Origin of the sequence: Amphibacillus sp. MSJ-3 (genome assembly GCF_018919165.1) — a bacterium.
In the GTDB taxonomy this organism is placed as follows: domain Bacteria; phylum Bacillota; class Bacilli; order Bacillales; family Amphibacillaceae; genus Amphibacillus.
In genome coordinates, this window is sequence record NZ_JAHLQM010000030.1 from 13,065 (window position 1) to 29,605 (window position 16,541).

Here is a 16,541-nt window from a genome sequence, read left to right on the forward strand (position 1 = left end):
ATCAATCATTGTTTCCCAATGGCGATAAGGTTGCCCTAAGCCATTTTCAGCGTAGATTTACTGATTGCAAGATAGCCACCTTCACCCTATAAGGGAAATCATCAGATTATAAGGGGGGGTCATAAGTGATGGAAAGATATACTCATTATTTTAATTACCAACTATGATATAGTGAAAACAGTTTGAATAGAGGTGGTTTTTTTGAAAAAGAATATTTTTTTTGTCTTGTTTGTTTTCTTATTGTCGACTGGATGTGCTCAGACTGAGACAAGCCAATCTATAAAAATGGTACATTCATTTTCACATAAAAAAGGTACTGTTTTAGTGGCAAAGCCATCCATTCAGATAACGAATCAACAAGATATGAACAAAAACATTTCAGGGGTTGAACCCGAGACAGAACTTTTTATTATAAGTAATCCAGAAAGCATGCAGGTTTATGTTAATAAAAATCGTCGTTTACCTGAAGGGTATGCCCCTGATGATTTAGTTGAACCGGACATTTCGCATCTATCCCCGGAAGGTGATGACCGCCGATTATTAAGGGAAGAAGCAGCGAGAGCACTTGAGGAATTATTTGCAGCTGCTGATCAACATGGCTTAAATTTGGTTGGTGTTTCAGGTTATCGATCAAATCAGCGTCAAACGACGATCTATCAAAGTAGTGTGGCCAATAATGGGCAAGAACATGCAGATAAGTTTTCGGCACGACCTGGAACGAGTGAACATGAAACGGGATTAGCCATTGATGTGAGTACATCTGTTATTGCTTTTGCTCTTGAACAGACCTTCCAACAAACAGATGAAGGAAGCTGGTTAGAGGAAAATGCTCATCAATATGGATTTATTATTCGTTATCCGGAAGGCAAAGAGGATATTACGGGATACTCTTATGAACCATGGCATATCCGCTATGTGGGCAAAGAACTTGCTAATCATTTATATCACGAATCATTGACCTTAGAAGAGTATTTTGGTTACCATTATTAGTCATTGATATGAAGAGGCTGGGACATAACCGGTCTCACTGAGTAAAAAATGGTTCTATTTACGATCTTTTCGTAAATAGAACCATTTTCATTTTTGTAGTGGTTTGAATGCTTTGGTGTCTTAGAGTTATTAGCCGTGAATTTCCTTAAGTTCACAGCTAATAACGCAAATCCTAGTTCATTGTATACTTTGGATTTACCTCTTAAAGATAAACGAATGAAACCCAAATTAGCCTTCAAAAACCAAAAGAACAGCTCAACATCAATTTTACCTTGACCGTAAATTTCGTCAGCCTCTTTTTTGTTAGCGTAAAAATGTTGAAACTTAAAATTATGCTACAATGAAAATAATGAATAAAGCGGAGGAGAGAAAATGAAGAAGAGAATAGAGTATGACACAATTGGTGCGGTTGAAGTCGATCAAACAAAATATTGGGGCGCTCAAACACAACGTAGTATCGAAAATTTCCCAATTGGACATGAGAAAATGCCAGAGCGCTTGATCAAGGCTTTGGTTATGTTAAAGAGAAGTGCTGCAATTGTTAACTGTCAATTAAACCAGTTAGTTAAAGAGAAGGAACAAGCAATTGTTCAAGCATCTGACATGGTTTTAACAGACGACTTGTCCGAGCATTTCCCACTTGTTGTTTGGCAGACAGGTAGCGGGACTCAAACAAACATGAATGTTAATGAAGTATTAGCCTACATAGGAAATCAGCTTTTGGCAAATAATAATCAACAATTAAAATTACATCCAAATGATGATCTTAACCAGTCACAAAGTTCAAATGATACATTTCCAACAGCCATGCATGTCGCTTCTGTTATAGCAATTGAAGAAGAACTCCTACCGGCTCTCAAGGAAATCAAATTGACATTACAGCAACATGTAGATAAATACCAAGACCTTGTAAAAATCGGTCGGACACATCTTCAGGATGCAACGCCACTAACATTTGGCCAAGAAATTAGTGGTTGGCACCATATGATTGAAAAAATTGAACAGATGTTAAGCGAGGATTTAGTTTATCTACGTGAACTGGCTATTGGTGGAACAGCAGTTGGAACTGGAATTAATGCTGATCCTCAATTTGGTCCGCTCGTAGCTGAGCAATTAAGTAAGCTAACAGGCTATACCTTTTGTTCAGCACCAAATAAATTTCATGCATTAACAAGCCATGACCATATAGTAAGGGCCCATGGGACATTGAAGGCATTAGCTGCTGATTTAATGAAAATTGCTAATGATGTACGTTGGCTTGCTAGTGGTCCACGAGCAGGATTTGGCGAAATTGATATTCCAGCTAATGAGCCTGGAAGCTCAATTATGCCTGGAAAAGTTAATCCGACACAAGCCGAGGCCTTAACGATGGTTGCTGTACAGGTCATGGGAAATGACGCAACGATAGGTATAGCAGCAAGTCAGGGGAATTTTGAACTTAATGTCTATAAACCAGTTATTGCTTATAACTTTTTGCAATCCATTCAATTGTTGGCAGATGGGATTCGTTCATTTAACAAACGTTGTTTAATAGGGATGAGACCAAATGAAAAGAAAATGACCCATGATTTAAATGCCTCATTGATGTTAGTAACAGCGCTAAATCCACATATCGGTTATGAAAATGCAGCCAAAATAGCTAAAAAGGCATTTCAAGAAGATAAGACTTTAAAGCAAGCCACTTTAGAGCTTAATCTGTTATCAGAAGCCGAATTTGATACGTGGGTTGATCCTAAGCAAATGATTGGTAAAAACAAGTAAGACTTGTCTTTCTTTATCGCAGATTGACTACCTGTAAGTCCACCACTTCTACAACAAAAGGAAAGGATCGCATGATAGGAAGAAAGGTAATAGCCAGTAAAGTTTAATTCATTTGCCTAATATTTACCAGATGCCCATCAAACCCCTAATATGTGCAAGTCACTTTATTGTTAACAAAAATGATACAGTATTTCCCTTACTAGTTAGTAATTAACGCTGTTAAAACGATGAAAAAATCTCATACTACTAGTAAGGAGGTGAACAACAATGGCAGATAGAAACAGTTCAAACAAGTTAGTTGTTCCCGGTGTTGAACAAAAACTAAATCAAATGAAATATGAAATTGCTCAAGAATTTGGTGTTTCCCTAGGTGCGAATGAAACAGCACGTGCCAATGGATCTGTTGGTGGGGAAATTACAAAAAGACTTGTACAACAAGCTCAAGAACAATTAGGATCTAATCGTTAGTTAACAAGTTAGCGAAATGAAGAAGCAATTTAATTTTTCGCAACTCGTCATTTAAAATTAATAATATAAATGGGTAGACCCACAGCAATAAAAGAGCTGGAGGGTTCTGCCCATTTTTTTCGTGGATTAACGGACTGTGAGATCTCTACTTCAATGATATAAGTGAAACGATCAGATGATAAGTCAGGGATCAATATCTGGTTCGTTCAAGGCCCTTTAGGCCATCCCCTTGTGGTCGTAACAAATACTGCGATGGGATGGAGTAACCACGGTATCATTCAGTGGAGATTCACTTTATATTGAAGAGTTATAGTCACTCAAAAAAGCAATAAAAAAGAGACATCCATGTTGAATGTCTCTTTTTATATAATAAAATGAGGAGAATCTTATGGTTTAATACGTTCCTCTGTTTCAATATCAAAGAAGTGGCTCTTATGCATATCGAAAGCAAGAGTAATTGTTTCGCCACCGCTAACATCAGTACGTGAGTCTACACGTGCAACAAAGTCTTGGTCAGCAAGTTTTGAGTATAGGTATGATTCTGAACCCATTAACTCAGCAACATCAATTTCAGCTTTAATTGTTGAACCTGGGTTTGCATCAACAAATACTGGTTCATCGTGGATATCCTCAGGACGAACACCAAGAATAATTTCTTTATCAATATATCCTTGTTCACGAAGGACTTTCATTTTTCCTTCAGGGACTTCAATTGTTTGACCATTAGAAGAAACATGGAAGCCATCATTTTTTAATGTTCCGTTAAAGAAGTTCATTGCAGGTGATCCAATAAATCCACCAACGAATACGTTATCTGGTTTATCGTAAACTTCTTTAGGTGCACCAACTTGTTGGATAATTCCATCTTTTAGAACAACTAAGCGTGAAGCCATTGTCATCGCTTCAGTCTGGTCGTGCGTAACATAAATTGATGTTGTTTGTAGACGGTGGTGTAGCTTTTGGATTTCAGCACGCATTTGAACACGTAATTTCGCATCCAAGTTTGATAACGGCTCATCCATTAAGAATACCTTAGCATCACGAACAATTGCACGGCCTAGTGCCACACGTTGACGTTGACCACCGGAAAGTGCTTTAGGTTTACGATCTAAATATGCTTCTAGCCCTAAAATTTGAGCTGCATTTTTAACTCGACGATCAATTTCATCTTTCTTAAATTTACGTAATTTCAAACCAAATGCCATGTTATCATATACGTTCATATGTGGGTAAAGGGCGTAGTTTTGGAAAACCATTGCGATGTCACGGTCTTTAGGTGCAACATCATTCATTAATTTACCATCGATATAAAACTCACCTGATGTAATTTCCTCTAGTCCAGCAATCATACGTAAAGTCGTTGATTTACCACAACCAGATGGACCAACGAATACGATAAATTCCTTATCTTTAATTTCAAGGTTGAAATCAGATACCGCTTTTACTCCATCCTTGTCATATACTTTATCAATATTTTTTAGTGATAGTTCTGCCATTATATAATCCTCCTCTATGTTTTGAAAGCGTTTAACCTTATGTATTAAGTTTACACAAATCGCTTACTTAGGTAAATGTCAATATTGCACAAAAACTTACTGCTTGTTTGTGCACGATTACAGGTTAACGAAATTGATAGCTAGTCAAGACGATTTTTTAATAATAAAATTAGATAAACAGATAGGGCCTCCTCAAATTGTTTAACATTGATATTCGTCTTTTCAATAAACTTATCAATCCGATATTGCAAGCTGTTGCGATGCATATATAATTTTTTTGCTGCAAGGGTAGTGTTGGAATTACATTCAAGAAAAACTTGAATCGTATGCAAGAGCTCCTCATCATCTCCTGTATCTTTTAAAATGGCATCGATTAAAAACTGGACATTAGTATCCTCTTTCAACGTTGTCAAAAGATAAGGAATTGCTGTGACGTAATTCATAATTGGTTTAATACTAAAGGTATTTATTTTCGCATAACTTTCTTGTAGCCAGTGGTAGTAGGTATGGGCTTGGCTTAAATCGGATAGGTACGGCCCAATATATAGATGAAGATCAAGGTAAAAGTCGGTGGTGAATACTTCGATTATTTCTTCATAGGAAATAATATGTTCATCATCTGATCGTCCTTCTTCAATAATAATTCCCGATTGTTGATCATCCCAAATAATAGCTGGTCTTTCTGAATATAATCCATCAATTGCTTCGTTAAAGTCTGTTGGATCCGGTAAGGGTTTAGAAAGTTTAAATAGAATAAATCGATAATCGTGTGGTTGATTAGTTATTGCCGAAAGATCTTGTTCGAAAATAAGTTGAAACCAAGCCTTTTCACGTTTAGTAACTGGTGGATGGGTACCAAAGTATGGTGTGAGGATTAATTTTAATAAAGCATGATCTTTTTTATCAAGCTCTGTTTTTTTTATTCCGATTATTTCGTTTTCAGGTGTAACAAACCAACTGTATTCTTTTGAATATTCTGCTGTATTTTCTTGACTATTAATTAAACTAGGGAAGATTTTTTTTAATTGATTAATCATTTATAAAGCCTCACTTATTGTTGTTTTCTTTATTTTTAATCTCGATTTCAATAAACAAGCGGGGATAGGGGAAGGTAGACAAAACACACTATGCCCTGTAGGCCCAACCCCCACTGATTGGAATTTTATTTTATTATAACAAAGAAAATATGATATCGCATATTCAAGGCTGGGAGAAAGTGTTGATTGGATAAAACAAAGAAATTTTTAAATTATTAGCTAATATGATTTGGATAATACTTTTAAGTTTGTTATAGTGGAAAAGTGGAAAATGAACGGATTAATTTAATCCACTACAATTTAGGAGGACTAATAACTATGTCAGTAATTTTAGAAAATGCTAATGCATTAGAGCAAGCTCTACGTGATAGTGAAGAATTTAAGGGATTAAAAGCTGCCTACGATGCAGTGATGAACGATGAGATCGCTAAAAAGATATTCGATGATTTCCGGACAACGCAAATAGATTTACAACAAAAGCAAATGCAAGGTTTGGAGATAACTGAAGAAGAAGTAGAAAAAGCACGTAAAGTCGTTGAAACTGTTCAGCAACATGAACAAATTTCAAACTTAATGGCGGAAGAACAACGAGTAAATGATTTAATTAATGAAGTGAGTCGAACAATTACTAAACCATTAGAAGAGCTTTATAGCAACTAAGATTAATCTAGAATATAAGAGGCTGAGACATAAGTAAAACACTATTTGATTTTACTCATAAATGTGAAAATAAAACCGCATGAAATCATGGTTTTAAATCTGATTTCATGCGGTTTATTCATTAATATAGGGTTTTTCCCCAGCCTCTTTGGATCTATTTCTTTTCCATAATTTTATCGATCAAACCATATTTCAAAGCAGCATCTGCTGACATGAAGTTATCACGATCTGTATCTTTTTCGATCACTTCGATCGGTTGTCCAGTACGGTCTGAAAGAATTTGGTTGATTTTGTCACGCATTTCAATAATACGTTTAGCATGGATTTGAATATCTGTCGCTTGTCCTTGAGTTCCACCAAGTGGTTGATGAATCATTACCTCACTATTTGGTAGGGCATATCGTTTTCCAGGTGCACCTGCAGCTAGTAAGAATGCTCCCATTGAAGCAGCCATTCCCACGCAGATTGTTGACACATCTGGCTTAATAAATTGCATTGTATCAAAAATTGCCATCCCTGCTGTAATTGAGCCACCAGGAGAGTTGATATAAATTGAAATGTCCTTATCTGGACTCTCAGCCTCTAAAAATAGCAACTGTGCGACGATACTATTTGCGACATTATCATCAATCGCACTACCTAACATGATAATTCGATCTTTTAATAAACGCGAATAAATATCATATGCACGTTCTCCGCGATTTGTTTGTTCAATAACTGTTGGTATTAAATTCATAAATAATCTTCCTCCTTTAAATATGATACACTGGAATAGTTTTATTAACCTTATAGTACCTAATTGGTCAGTTAAGGTCAAATAATTTAAATTCAATCTTAATTTATTTTCTCCGAATAGTTGGGAAAATAAACCTAACTTATATTATAACAGAACAGGATTTGGTTTTGTAAAGCAACCATTGAAAAATGGCTAGAAAAAAATTTCACATTGAAAAGTCAATAAATATCCGTTATAATATTGCTTATGTTCGTCATCAGTAGAAATATTGTGGCTTAACCGGTGTATGATGATGAAAGCTTGAAATTACCTTTTAATATGAATGCATGATTCATGCGCTCGTAGCTCAGGGGATAGAGCATTGGTTTCCGGTGCCAAGTGTCGGGGGTTCGAATCCCTCCGAGCGCGTCTTTTAAGTAAATTTACCTTTACTAGAAATTTAACGGTGGGGATCAGGAAGTTGTTAAAACAACTTTCTGGCCTCTTTTTTATTTTTCTATTTAATATTAAATATTATATGGTTTAAAATATTTTTACACATTTTTTACACAACATCCCTGTACATATTTGAGAATGAATCAGAAAAAGTTAGATTTATTCATTATAAAGTAAATGAAGTAAACCCCATAGAATAAAAATTACTTTATTGTCCACATGAATAGTCTAGTGACCATCATCATTTTAATGATGATAAAGTGAAACTTCAATCAGTTGGTTTTGGACTACAGAGTCTAGATCATGCTGACGTTGCCAAAGAACCTGGTGTGTTTAGTCTACTTTCCACAATCCCCACTGATTACTAGTACCACAAGGGTATGAACTAAAGTCCCTTGAACCAATCGGACCGTAACTGTCAGTTGATCTCCCACTAAACAATCCAAAGATTCCCCTGAAGGCTTATAGTGGAAGTCTTACTGACAGTTGCACTGCGGTAAATATACATTTTATTAGTTGCAATCGCTATTTTCTTACTTTTGAAGTTAATTGTATCAATCGTTTTTTCCCCTTTTACTTATAATATTATATGAAATGAGAAAAGAGGTGAGGGAAATGCACCAACTAAAAGAAGTGGATAGGGGAGTGATTATTCGTACAGTAGCCTTATTTGTTGCCTTTGTTAATCAACTGTTGTGTTATTTTGGACGCTCCCCAATTCCGATTGAAGAAGAAAGGATAACTATGTTGATATCCATCATCATTATGGCAATTGTCTCAGTCTGGACATGGTGGAAAAATAATAGTTTCACTAAATGTGCAAAAGAAGCTGATCAATATAAAAGGAAGTTGAAAAGTGACTCCATCAGATTAAAAATATCTTTCACCAAAAAATCGGATTCCTACCATGTTCGAGAATAAAACGGACATGTTCCTTCAATAATTTCTTTAATTTCATTAGATCGTTAAATTGATTCCATATCATACAAGTAAAATCTCCACATATTATTTTTGCCCTAAGCCAAAATATAAGATGCGGGGGTGATAAATATGAAAAATGAACAAGATCGGAAAACAAGAAAACAGCGGATTAAAGAAGAAAAGCTACAACAAAAATCGCCACAACGTTTTGATGAAGAGTTTTCTGATGAACCGATGACACCTGTTGAGTTAGATCGAAATAAGTTAACAAAGAAATGTTAACTTTTTTGCTCCTTACGTTTATAAACGTAAGGAGTTTTTTAATTGGATAAGATTTGCTTTTTGTTAGTAACTTTGCTAATCTGTTGATTTTAGGTTCACTTTTTGATTTGACTCAGTTATAATAATTATAAGGATTTATCTAAATAGAGATAGAGGTGTGGAGAGTGAAATACGTTTATTGGTTCTTCATTTCTTGTTTAACTATTTGGGAGATGAACGAATTAAAAGATATTTTTGGTTTTTCAACTTTTTGGCAGCATTCAGCGAATATTGTGCTCGTTGCCTATTTTGCTTACTTATTAGATGTTAATCTCAATTTCACCAGATTAGTTAATAAATTTACTAATAAGAAGAAGCATGTTAACAGTTAAATACGGTTTAGACACGATAAAGTTTAGTATAAATAAAATTAATGACAAATATCTTGAGCAATTTTAAGCCTTCTGCTATACTTAAAATGGTTCAGATATTTTTTTATCGTATGTGGGACAGAAAATGTTGTTGCGGGACGGAAAATATCCCAATAACTTAAACAGAAAGGGAGTTACTATATGTATTCGCTTATTGATCTACAAACGATAGTATGTCCCGATCTTTTGAAAATAATGCAAAAACGTTATCGAATTCTACAGACGATACATATACTTGAACCGATCGGTCGTCGAAGTTTAGCGGAGAAAATTAACCTTAAAGAACGTGTTGTACGAAATGAATTAGACTATTTAACTCAACAAGGGTTATTGAAGGTTAGCCCAAAAGGAGTAAAACTTACGAATAATGGTTTCGAGATTATGAATGCTCTGACCCCATATATTGAGAAAATGAACAGATTCGATGTATTAGAAGAGCAGTTAAAGCAGATATTAAATCTCGATGAAATCATTATTGTGCCTGGCGATAGTGATCAACACGAATGGGTCAAGCATGATCTGGGCAGACGAGCAGTTGAATTTTTGCATGCTAAATTGCAAGCTAGTCAAATGGTTGCAGTGACTGGCGGAACTTCAATGGCTGCAGTTGCAGAGATGATGCAACCTTCCCAACAAGGAACGAACTGTTTCTTTGTTCCCGCTCGTGGTGGTTTAGGAGAACAAGTTGAAAATCAAGCAAATACGATTTGTGCTGAAATGGCGAAAAAGGCTAACGGTGACTATCGATTGCTTTATGTTCCTGATCCATTAAGCGAAGAGACTTACCAATCGATTATTCAAGAACCTGGTGTTAAGGAAGTTTTACATATGATTAATCAAGCTGATGTGGTCATGCATGGAATTGGTGATGCGATCACAATGGCTAAACGTCGTAAAACATCTAATGAAGTTTTAGAAAGGTTAAAAGAGGGAAAGGCAGTAAGTGAGGCTTTCGGCTACTACTTTGATCGAACGGGTAAGGTTGTCTATAAAGTTCGAACGGTTGGGATGCAACTAGAAGCCTTATCAAATGTAAAAACAGTGATTGCAATTGCTGGTGGGAAATCGAAAGCAGTAGCAATTGAATCCTATTTTAGGCAAGGTAAAAGCAATGTTCTCATCACAGATGAGGGTGCTGCAAACATGTTAATAAAGGGTTTTTCCCTTTAAATATATTAATATAAACTCAAGGAGGAAACAAGAATGACTGTAAAAGTAGGTATTAATGGATTTGGTCGTATTGGCCGTTTAGCATTTCGTCGTATCCAAGAAGTAGAAGGGATTGAAGTAGTGGCTATTAACGACTTAACTGACGCTGATATGCTTGCTCATCTACTTAAATATGATACAACTCAAGGTCGCTTTAATGGTGAAATTGAAGTTAAAGAAGACTCATTTGTAGTAAATGGTAAAGACGTTAAAATCCTTTCAAACCGTAATCCAGAAGATTTACCATGGGGAGAACTAGGTGTGGAAATCGTATTAGAATGTACAGGTTTCTTCGCATCTAAAGAAAAAGCTGAAAAACATATTCAAGCTGGTGCAAAACGTGTTGTTTTATCTGCTCCAGGTGGAGATGTTCCAACAGTAGTATTTGGTGTTAATGAAGATATTCTAACAGGTGAAGAAACTGTTATTTCAGCTGCTTCATGTACAACAAACTGTTTAGCACCAATGGCTGATGTTCTTCATAAACAATTCGGTATTGTTGAAGGTTTGATGACTACAATTCATGCATATACTGGGGACCAAAATACATTAGATGCTCCACATGCTAAAGGCGATTACCGTCGTGCACGTGCTGCAGCTACTAACATTGTACCTAATACAACAGGTGCTGCCAAAGCAATTGGTCTTGTTATTCCTGAACTACAAGGTAAATTAGATGGAGCTGCTCAACGTGTTCCAGTTCCTACTGGTTCATTAACTGAGTTAGTAACAGTTCTTGAAAAAGAAGTAACTGCTGACCAAGTAAATGCAGCAATGAAAGAAGCAGCAAGCCCATCATATGGCTACAACGAAGATATGATTGTTTCATCTGATATCGTTGGTAGCACTCATGGTTCAATCTTTGATGCAACTCAAACAAAAGTAATGACTGTAGATGGCAAACAATTAGTGAAAACTGTTGCTTGGTATGACAATGAAATGTCATATACAGCACAATTAATCCGTACTTTAGAATACTTTGCTAAACTATAATTCATTAAATTTTAATCAGCTAAGCGGGAAGCGATCGCGCTTCCCGCTTGCTACTTTCACTTAAGGATTAAGTGGAAATCGCAGCTTAAAATGAGAATTAAAGCTAGGATAGCTAATTTATAAGTAAAGTTTTTCTATGATTAAATCTAGCTAAAATGGAGGATTTTAAATGGCGAAAAAAATTGTAACTGATTTAGATGTAGCCGGTAAAAAAGTTTTAGTTCGTGCGGACTTTAATGTGCCGATGAAAGATGGACAAATTACTAATGATGATCGTATTGTTCAAGCTCTCCCAACAATCAAACACTTGATTGCCGAAGGAGCTAAGGTCATTCTATTCTCTCACTTAGGACGTGTAAAGGAAGAAGCGGATAAAGCCGGAAAATCGCTTAAGCCTGTAGCGGATCGACTAGAGGAGCTATTAGATAAAAAAGTTGAATTTATTCCAGAAACACGTGGGGAAAAACTTGAAAACGCAATTGACGCTTTAGGCAATGGCGAAGTTTTAATGTTTGAAAACACACGTTTTGAAGATATCGACGGTAAGAAGGAAAGTAAGAATGACCCAGAGCTAGGGAAATATTGGGCAAGCTTAGGCGACTTATTTGTTAATGATGCCTTTGGAACAGCGCACCGGTCCCATGCATCTAACGTAGGAATTGCTTCAAATCTTGAGTCAGCAGCTGGTTTTCTAATGGAAAAAGAAATTAAGTTTATTGGTGATTCAGTAGACAATCCAGTTAGACCATTTGTAGCAATCTTAGGTGGTGCAAAGGTAAGTGATAAGATCGGTGTGATTGAAAACTTACTTGAAAAAGCGGATAAAGTGATTATCGGTGGAGGAATGGCCTTTACATTCTTCAAAGCACAAGGTAAAGAAATCGGTACTTCATTACTAGAAGCAGATAAAGTCGACTTAGCTAAAGATTTATTAGAGCGTGCAAATGGAAAAATTATTTTACCAATTGACACAATGATAAATAAAGAATTTTCTAATGATGGTGATATTAAAGCTGTTTCTGTTGACGATATCCCAGCAGATTACATGGGCTTAGATATTGGTCCTGAAACAGTTAAATTGTATGCTAAAGAATTAGAAGGAGCAAAAACAGTTGTTTGGAATGGCCCAATGGGTGTTTTTGAAATGACTAATTTTGCAAAAGGAACAATTGGAGTTTGTGAATCTATCGCTAACTTGAATGATGCGACTACAATCATCGGTGGTGGGGACTCTGCAGCTGCTGCTATGCAATTAGGCTTTGCTGAGAAGTTCTCTCATATATCAACTGGTGGCGGTGCTTCACTGGAATACTTAGAAGGAAAAGAATTACCTGGATTAGCTGCAATTAGTAACAAATAATTAGCTTGCTAAAATAAGACCAGGCATGAAAAGGAGCAAATTATGCGTAAACCAATTATTGCAGGAAACTGGAAAATGAATAAAGTATTAGCAGAGGCTGAAAGTTTTGTCGCTGATACAAAAGACAAAGTGCCAGCGCAAGATAAGGTCGATTCTATTATATGTGCACCTTTTCCATATTTATCAACATTACTTGCACAAACAGAAGGAACTAATCTAGAAGTTGCAGCACAAAATATGCACTTTGAAGATAATGGCGCATATACTGGCGAAGTCAGTCCAGCCATGCTAAAAGATATCGGAATTAACTATGTTGTGCTTGGTCACTCAGAACGTCGGGCTTATTTTGCTGAAACAGATGAAACAGTGAATAAAAAGGTACATGCTGCCTTCAAACATGGAATCACACCGATCATTTGTGTTGGCGAAACTTTAGAGCAACGTGAAGCGAATCAAACGATGGATTTAGTTGCAGACCAAGTTAAAAAGGCTTTAGCTGGGCTAACAGAAGATCAGGTTAAGGAAACAGTGATTGCCTATGAACCCATCTGGGCAATTGGTACAGGTAAAACAGCAACGTCAGAACAAGCTAATGAAGTTTGTACGCATATTCGTGCAACAGTTGCATCCGCTGTCTCTGAAGCAGCAGCTGAAGCAATTCGTATTCAATATGGTGGTAGTGTTAAACCAGCTAATATTGATGAATTATTAGCACAATCTGATATTGATGGTGCTCTTGTTGGTGGTGCAAGTTTAGAAGCTGATTCATTCTTACAGCTCGTAGGGGCTGGTGTGAAATGAGTCAAAATAAATTAGCCGCTTTAATCATTTTAGATGGTTTTGCACTTCGTGATGAAGTGAAGGGAAATGCAGTAAAACAAGCCAATACACCTAACTTTGATCGTTATTGGAATCAGTATCCACACAATCAACTTATCGCTTCCGGTGAAGCAGTTGGTCTACCAGATGGTCAAATGGGTAACTCAGAAGTAGGACACTTAAATATCGGTGCTGGTCGAATTGTTTATCAAAGCTTAACTCGCTTGAATTTAGCAATTCGTGAAGGTGACTTTTTCAAAAATGATCATCTAGTTCAAGCTGTTGATCAAGCGATTGAAAAAGGAAAAGCTCTACACATTTTTGGTCTACTATCTGATGGTGGTGTTCATAGTCATATTGAACATTTATACGCTGTCTTAAAATTAGCTAAAGATAAAGGGCTAGACAAAGTCTATGTCCATGGTTTTTTGGATGGACGTGACGTCGGTCAAAAATCAGCTAAACAATATATTTCAGCAGCTCAGGCAAAGATGGATGAATTAGGTGTAGGGGAATTCGCTACAATATCAGGTCGTTATTATGCGATGGACCGTGATAAACGCTGGGATCGTGTTCAAAAGGCTTATGATGCTATCGCTCATGGTGAAGGACCAAAAGCGAAAGATCCTTTAACTGTTGTTGACCAAGCTTATGAAGCTGAAGTATATGACGAGTTTGTTGTACCAACAGTTATCGTTGATGAAAATGATCAACCACTTGGACGGGTTGATTCAGAAGACTCTATTATTTTCTATAATTTCCGTCCCGATCGAGCAATTCAAATTTCACAAGCTTTTGCTAATGATGATTTTTCAGAGTTTGATCGAGGTACAGACGCACCTAAAAATGTTTACTTTGTTTGTATGATGAAGTATAGTGATACAGTGAATGGCCATATTGCTTACCCACCAACAGAATTAAAAAATACGATTGGTGAAGTTTTAGCAGACAATGGTTTAAACCAACTTCGGATCGCTGAAACAGAAAAGTATCCACATGTAACATTCTTTATGAGTGGTGGACAAGAACAGGAATTTAAAGGTGAAAAACGTATTCTAATTAATTCACCTAAGGTTGCGACCTATGACTTAAAACCTGAGATGAGTGCCTATGAAGTAACTGAGGCATTATTGAAGGAATTAGATGAGGGAAATCAAAATGCAATCATCTTAAACTTTGCAAATCCTGATATGGTTGGTCATTCTGGTATGCTTGAGCCTACAATTCAAGCGATTGAAGCTGTTGATGAGTGTTTAGGTAAAATCGTTGACAAAATTATTGAAAAAGGTGGTCGGGCAATTATTACAGCTGACCATGGTAATTCAGATGAGGTCGTGTCATTAGACGGTACACCTATGACTGCTCATACAACAAATCCAGTGCCAGTCATCGTTACACAAGAGGGTATCGAGGTTCGAGATGGTGGAATTCTTGGAGACTTAGCCCCAACTTTATTAGATTTATTACAGGTTGACCAACCAAAAGAAATGACAGGTCAATCATTAATTAAATAAAATTTTATATCAAAAAGGAGACTAAATAACATGCCTTATATTACAGATGTATTTGCACGCGAAGTTTTGGACTCACGCGGTAACCCAACAGTAGAAGTTGAAATTTACACAGAATCAGGAGCTTTCGGCCGTGCCTTGGTACCAAGTGGTGCTTCAACAGGTGAATATGAAGCTGTTGAATTACGTGACGGTGATAAAGAACGTTATCTTGGTAAAGGTGTACTAAAAGCAGTTGAAAATGTGAATGAGATCATCGCGCCAGAATTACTTGGTTTTGATGTGACTCGTCAAGTAGTTATTGATAAATTATTAATTGAATTAGATGGTACAGATAATAAAGGTAAATTAGGTGCCAATGCAATTCTTGGTGTGTCAATGGCAGTTGCTCATGCTGCAGCTGATCACCTAGGTGTACCTCTTTACACTTATTTAGGTGGATTCAATGCTACAGTTCTACCAACACCAATGATGAATATCTTAAACGGTGGCGAGCACGCAGATAATAATGTTGATATTCAAGAGTTTATGATTATGCCTGTAGGTGCAGCGACATTTAAAGAAGCATTACGTATGGGAGCTGAAATCTTCCATAGTCTTAAAAAAGTTCTTGCTTCAAAAGGTTACAACACTGCTGTAGGTGATGAAGGTGGTTTTGCACCAAACCTTAAATCAAATGAAGAAGCACTAGCTACGATTATTGAAGCAATTGAAGCAGCTGGCTATAAACCAGAAGAAGAAGTTAAATTAGCAATGGACGTTGCTGCTTCTGAAATTTATGAAGATGGTAAATATAATCTTAAAGGCGAAGGCGTTGTTCGTACTTCTGCTGAAATGGTTGATTGGTATGAAGAAATGGTATCTAAATATCCAATCATCTCAATTGAAGATGGTCTAGATGAAAATGACTGGGATGGTTTCAAACTTCTTACAGAACGTTTAGGTGATAAAGTTCAATTAGTGGGTGACGACCTATTCGTTACAAACACTAAGAAACTTGCCGAAGGTATTGAAAAAGGCATTGCTAACTCTATCCTAGTTAAAGTGAACCAAATCGGTACACTAACTGAAACATTTGAAGCAATTGAAATGGCTAAGAAAGCTGGCTATACAGCAGTTATTTCTCACCGTTCAGGTGAAACTGAAGATGCAACAATTGCTGATATCGCTGTTGCAACAAATGCGGGCCAAATTAAAACAGGTGCTCCATCACGTACTGACCGCGTTGCAAAATACAACCAGTTACTACGTATTGAAGACGAGCTAGTTGAAACAGCTAAATATGCTGGTAAAGCAGCATTCTATAACTTAGACTAAGTTAATCTCTAAAAGCTGGTTCTATAATTTATGGTGTTGGTGAGTTCTTTGAACTTACTAACACCTTTTTTGCATTTATATAGAAAAAGGTCAGTAGATTCCTTTATAATTAAGTCGACGAAAACCAATTAAAAGG

At 36.4% G+C, this 16,541-nt stretch carries 16 protein-coding genes and 1 tRNA gene; 14 read left to right on the forward strand and 3 right to left on the reverse strand.

Annotation, left to right across the window (positions count from 1 at the left end; genetic code table 11):
* Positions 1 to 192: 192 nt before the first annotated feature.
* The 3 genes from KQI76_RS09395 (at position 193) to KQI76_RS09405 (ending at position 3,219) form a co-directional block, all read left to right on the forward strand.
* Positions 193 to 990 (forward strand): M15 family metallopeptidase, encoded by a 798-nt coding sequence (locus KQI76_RS09395; RefSeq protein ID WP_371817673.1) that lies wholly within the window; start codon positions 193 to 195, stop codon positions 988 to 990.
* A gap of 372 nt (positions 991 to 1,362) precedes the next feature.
* The gene (gene fumC / locus KQI76_RS09400) at positions 1,363 to 2,751 is read left to right on the forward strand and encodes a class II fumarate hydratase (protein WP_216400055.1); all 1,389 of its coding nucleotides are present in this window, start codon (positions 1,363 to 1,365) and stop codon (positions 2,749 to 2,751) included.
* A 267-nt stretch (positions 2,752 to 3,018) separates the two neighbouring features.
* Positions 3,019 to 3,219 (forward strand): alpha/beta-type small acid-soluble spore protein, encoded by a 201-nt coding sequence (locus KQI76_RS09405; RefSeq protein ID WP_216400056.1) that lies wholly within the window; start codon positions 3,019 to 3,021, stop codon positions 3,217 to 3,219.
* Between the two features lie 386 nt (positions 3,220 to 3,605).
* On the opposite strand, the gene KQI76_RS09410 is transcribed toward KQI76_RS09405, so the two are convergent.
* Both KQI76_RS09410 and KQI76_RS09415 read right to left on the reverse strand, forming a co-directional pair.
* Positions 3,606 to 4,715, reverse strand: coding sequence for an ABC transporter ATP-binding protein (locus KQI76_RS09410; protein WP_216400057.1), 1,110 nt, complete (start codon positions 4,713 to 4,715; stop codon positions 3,606 to 3,608).
* 140 nt (positions 4,716 to 4,855) lie between these two features.
* Complete coding sequence (locus tag KQI76_RS09415; RefSeq protein WP_216400058.1) at positions 4,856 to 5,752, reverse strand: PucR family transcriptional regulator; 897 nt, start codon at positions 5,750 to 5,752, stop codon at positions 4,856 to 4,858.
* 318 nt (positions 5,753 to 6,070) lie between these two features.
* Between KQI76_RS09415 and KQI76_RS09420 the strand changes: the two genes are divergently transcribed.
* On the forward strand, positions 6,071 to 6,412 hold the full coding sequence (locus KQI76_RS09420; protein WP_216400059.1) for a YlbF/YmcA family competence regulator: 342 nt from the start codon (positions 6,071 to 6,073) through the stop codon (positions 6,410 to 6,412).
* 154 nt (positions 6,413 to 6,566) lie between these two features.
* Here the strand turns inward: KQI76_RS09420 and clpP are convergent, their stop codons facing one another.
* Positions 6,567 to 7,148 (reverse strand): ATP-dependent Clp endopeptidase proteolytic subunit ClpP, encoded by a 582-nt coding sequence (gene clpP, locus KQI76_RS09425; protein WP_216400060.1) that lies wholly within the window; start codon positions 7,146 to 7,148, stop codon positions 6,567 to 6,569.
* Positions 7,149 to 7,483: 335 nt separating this feature from the next.
* Between clpP and KQI76_RS09430 the strand changes: the two genes are divergently transcribed.
* The 10 genes from KQI76_RS09430 to eno all read left to right on the forward strand — a co-directional run bounded on the left by KQI76_RS09430 (position 7,484) and on the right by eno (position 16,405).
* Positions 7,484 to 7,556, forward strand: a tRNA-Arg gene (locus KQI76_RS09430).
* A gap of 642 nt (positions 7,557 to 8,198) precedes the next feature.
* On the forward strand, positions 8,199 to 8,504 hold the full coding sequence (locus KQI76_RS09435) for a phage holin (protein ID WP_253288894.1): 306 nt from the start codon (positions 8,199 to 8,201) through the stop codon (positions 8,502 to 8,504).
* A gap of 129 nt (positions 8,505 to 8,633) precedes the next feature.
* Positions 8,634 to 8,786 (forward strand): hypothetical protein, encoded by a 153-nt coding sequence (locus tag KQI76_RS09440; RefSeq protein WP_216400061.1) that lies wholly within the window; start codon positions 8,634 to 8,636, stop codon positions 8,784 to 8,786.
* 164 nt (positions 8,787 to 8,950) lie between these two features.
* Positions 8,951 to 9,157 carry a hypothetical protein gene (locus KQI76_RS09445; RefSeq protein WP_216400062.1) on the forward strand — a complete coding sequence of 69 codons (207 nt, stop codon included), beginning with the start codon at positions 8,951 to 8,953 and terminating at the stop codon, positions 9,155 to 9,157.
* A 180-nt stretch (positions 9,158 to 9,337) separates the two neighbouring features.
* Positions 9,338 to 10,366 (forward strand): sugar-binding transcriptional regulator, encoded by a 1,029-nt coding sequence (locus KQI76_RS09450; RefSeq protein ID WP_216400063.1) that lies wholly within the window; start codon positions 9,338 to 9,340, stop codon positions 10,364 to 10,366.
* A 33-nt stretch (positions 10,367 to 10,399) separates the two neighbouring features.
* The gene (gene gap, locus KQI76_RS09455) at positions 10,400 to 11,398 is read left to right on the forward strand and encodes a type I glyceraldehyde-3-phosphate dehydrogenase (protein ID WP_216400064.1); all 999 of its coding nucleotides are present in this window, start codon (positions 10,400 to 10,402) and stop codon (positions 11,396 to 11,398) included.
* A 169-nt stretch (positions 11,399 to 11,567) separates the two neighbouring features.
* The gene (locus KQI76_RS09460) at positions 11,568 to 12,758 is read left to right on the forward strand and encodes a phosphoglycerate kinase (RefSeq protein WP_216400065.1); all 1,191 of its coding nucleotides are present in this window, start codon (positions 11,568 to 11,570) and stop codon (positions 12,756 to 12,758) included.
* Between the two features lie 42 nt (positions 12,759 to 12,800).
* On the forward strand, positions 12,801 to 13,559 hold the full coding sequence (gene tpiA / locus KQI76_RS09465) for a triose-phosphate isomerase (protein WP_216400066.1): 759 nt from the start codon (positions 12,801 to 12,803) through the stop codon (positions 13,557 to 13,559).
* Entirely contained in the window at positions 13,556 to 15,091 is a 1,536-nt protein-coding gene (gene gpmI, locus KQI76_RS09470) for a 2,3-bisphosphoglycerate-independent phosphoglycerate mutase (RefSeq protein ID WP_216400067.1), read from the forward strand. The genes tpiA and gpmI overlap by 4 nt, the downstream gene beginning before the upstream one ends.
* A gap of 30 nt (positions 15,092 to 15,121) precedes the next feature.
* Positions 15,122 to 16,405, forward strand: coding sequence for a phosphopyruvate hydratase (gene eno, locus KQI76_RS09475; RefSeq protein WP_216400068.1), 1,284 nt, complete (start codon positions 15,122 to 15,124; stop codon positions 16,403 to 16,405).
* Positions 16,406 to 16,541: the final 136 nt, after the last annotated feature.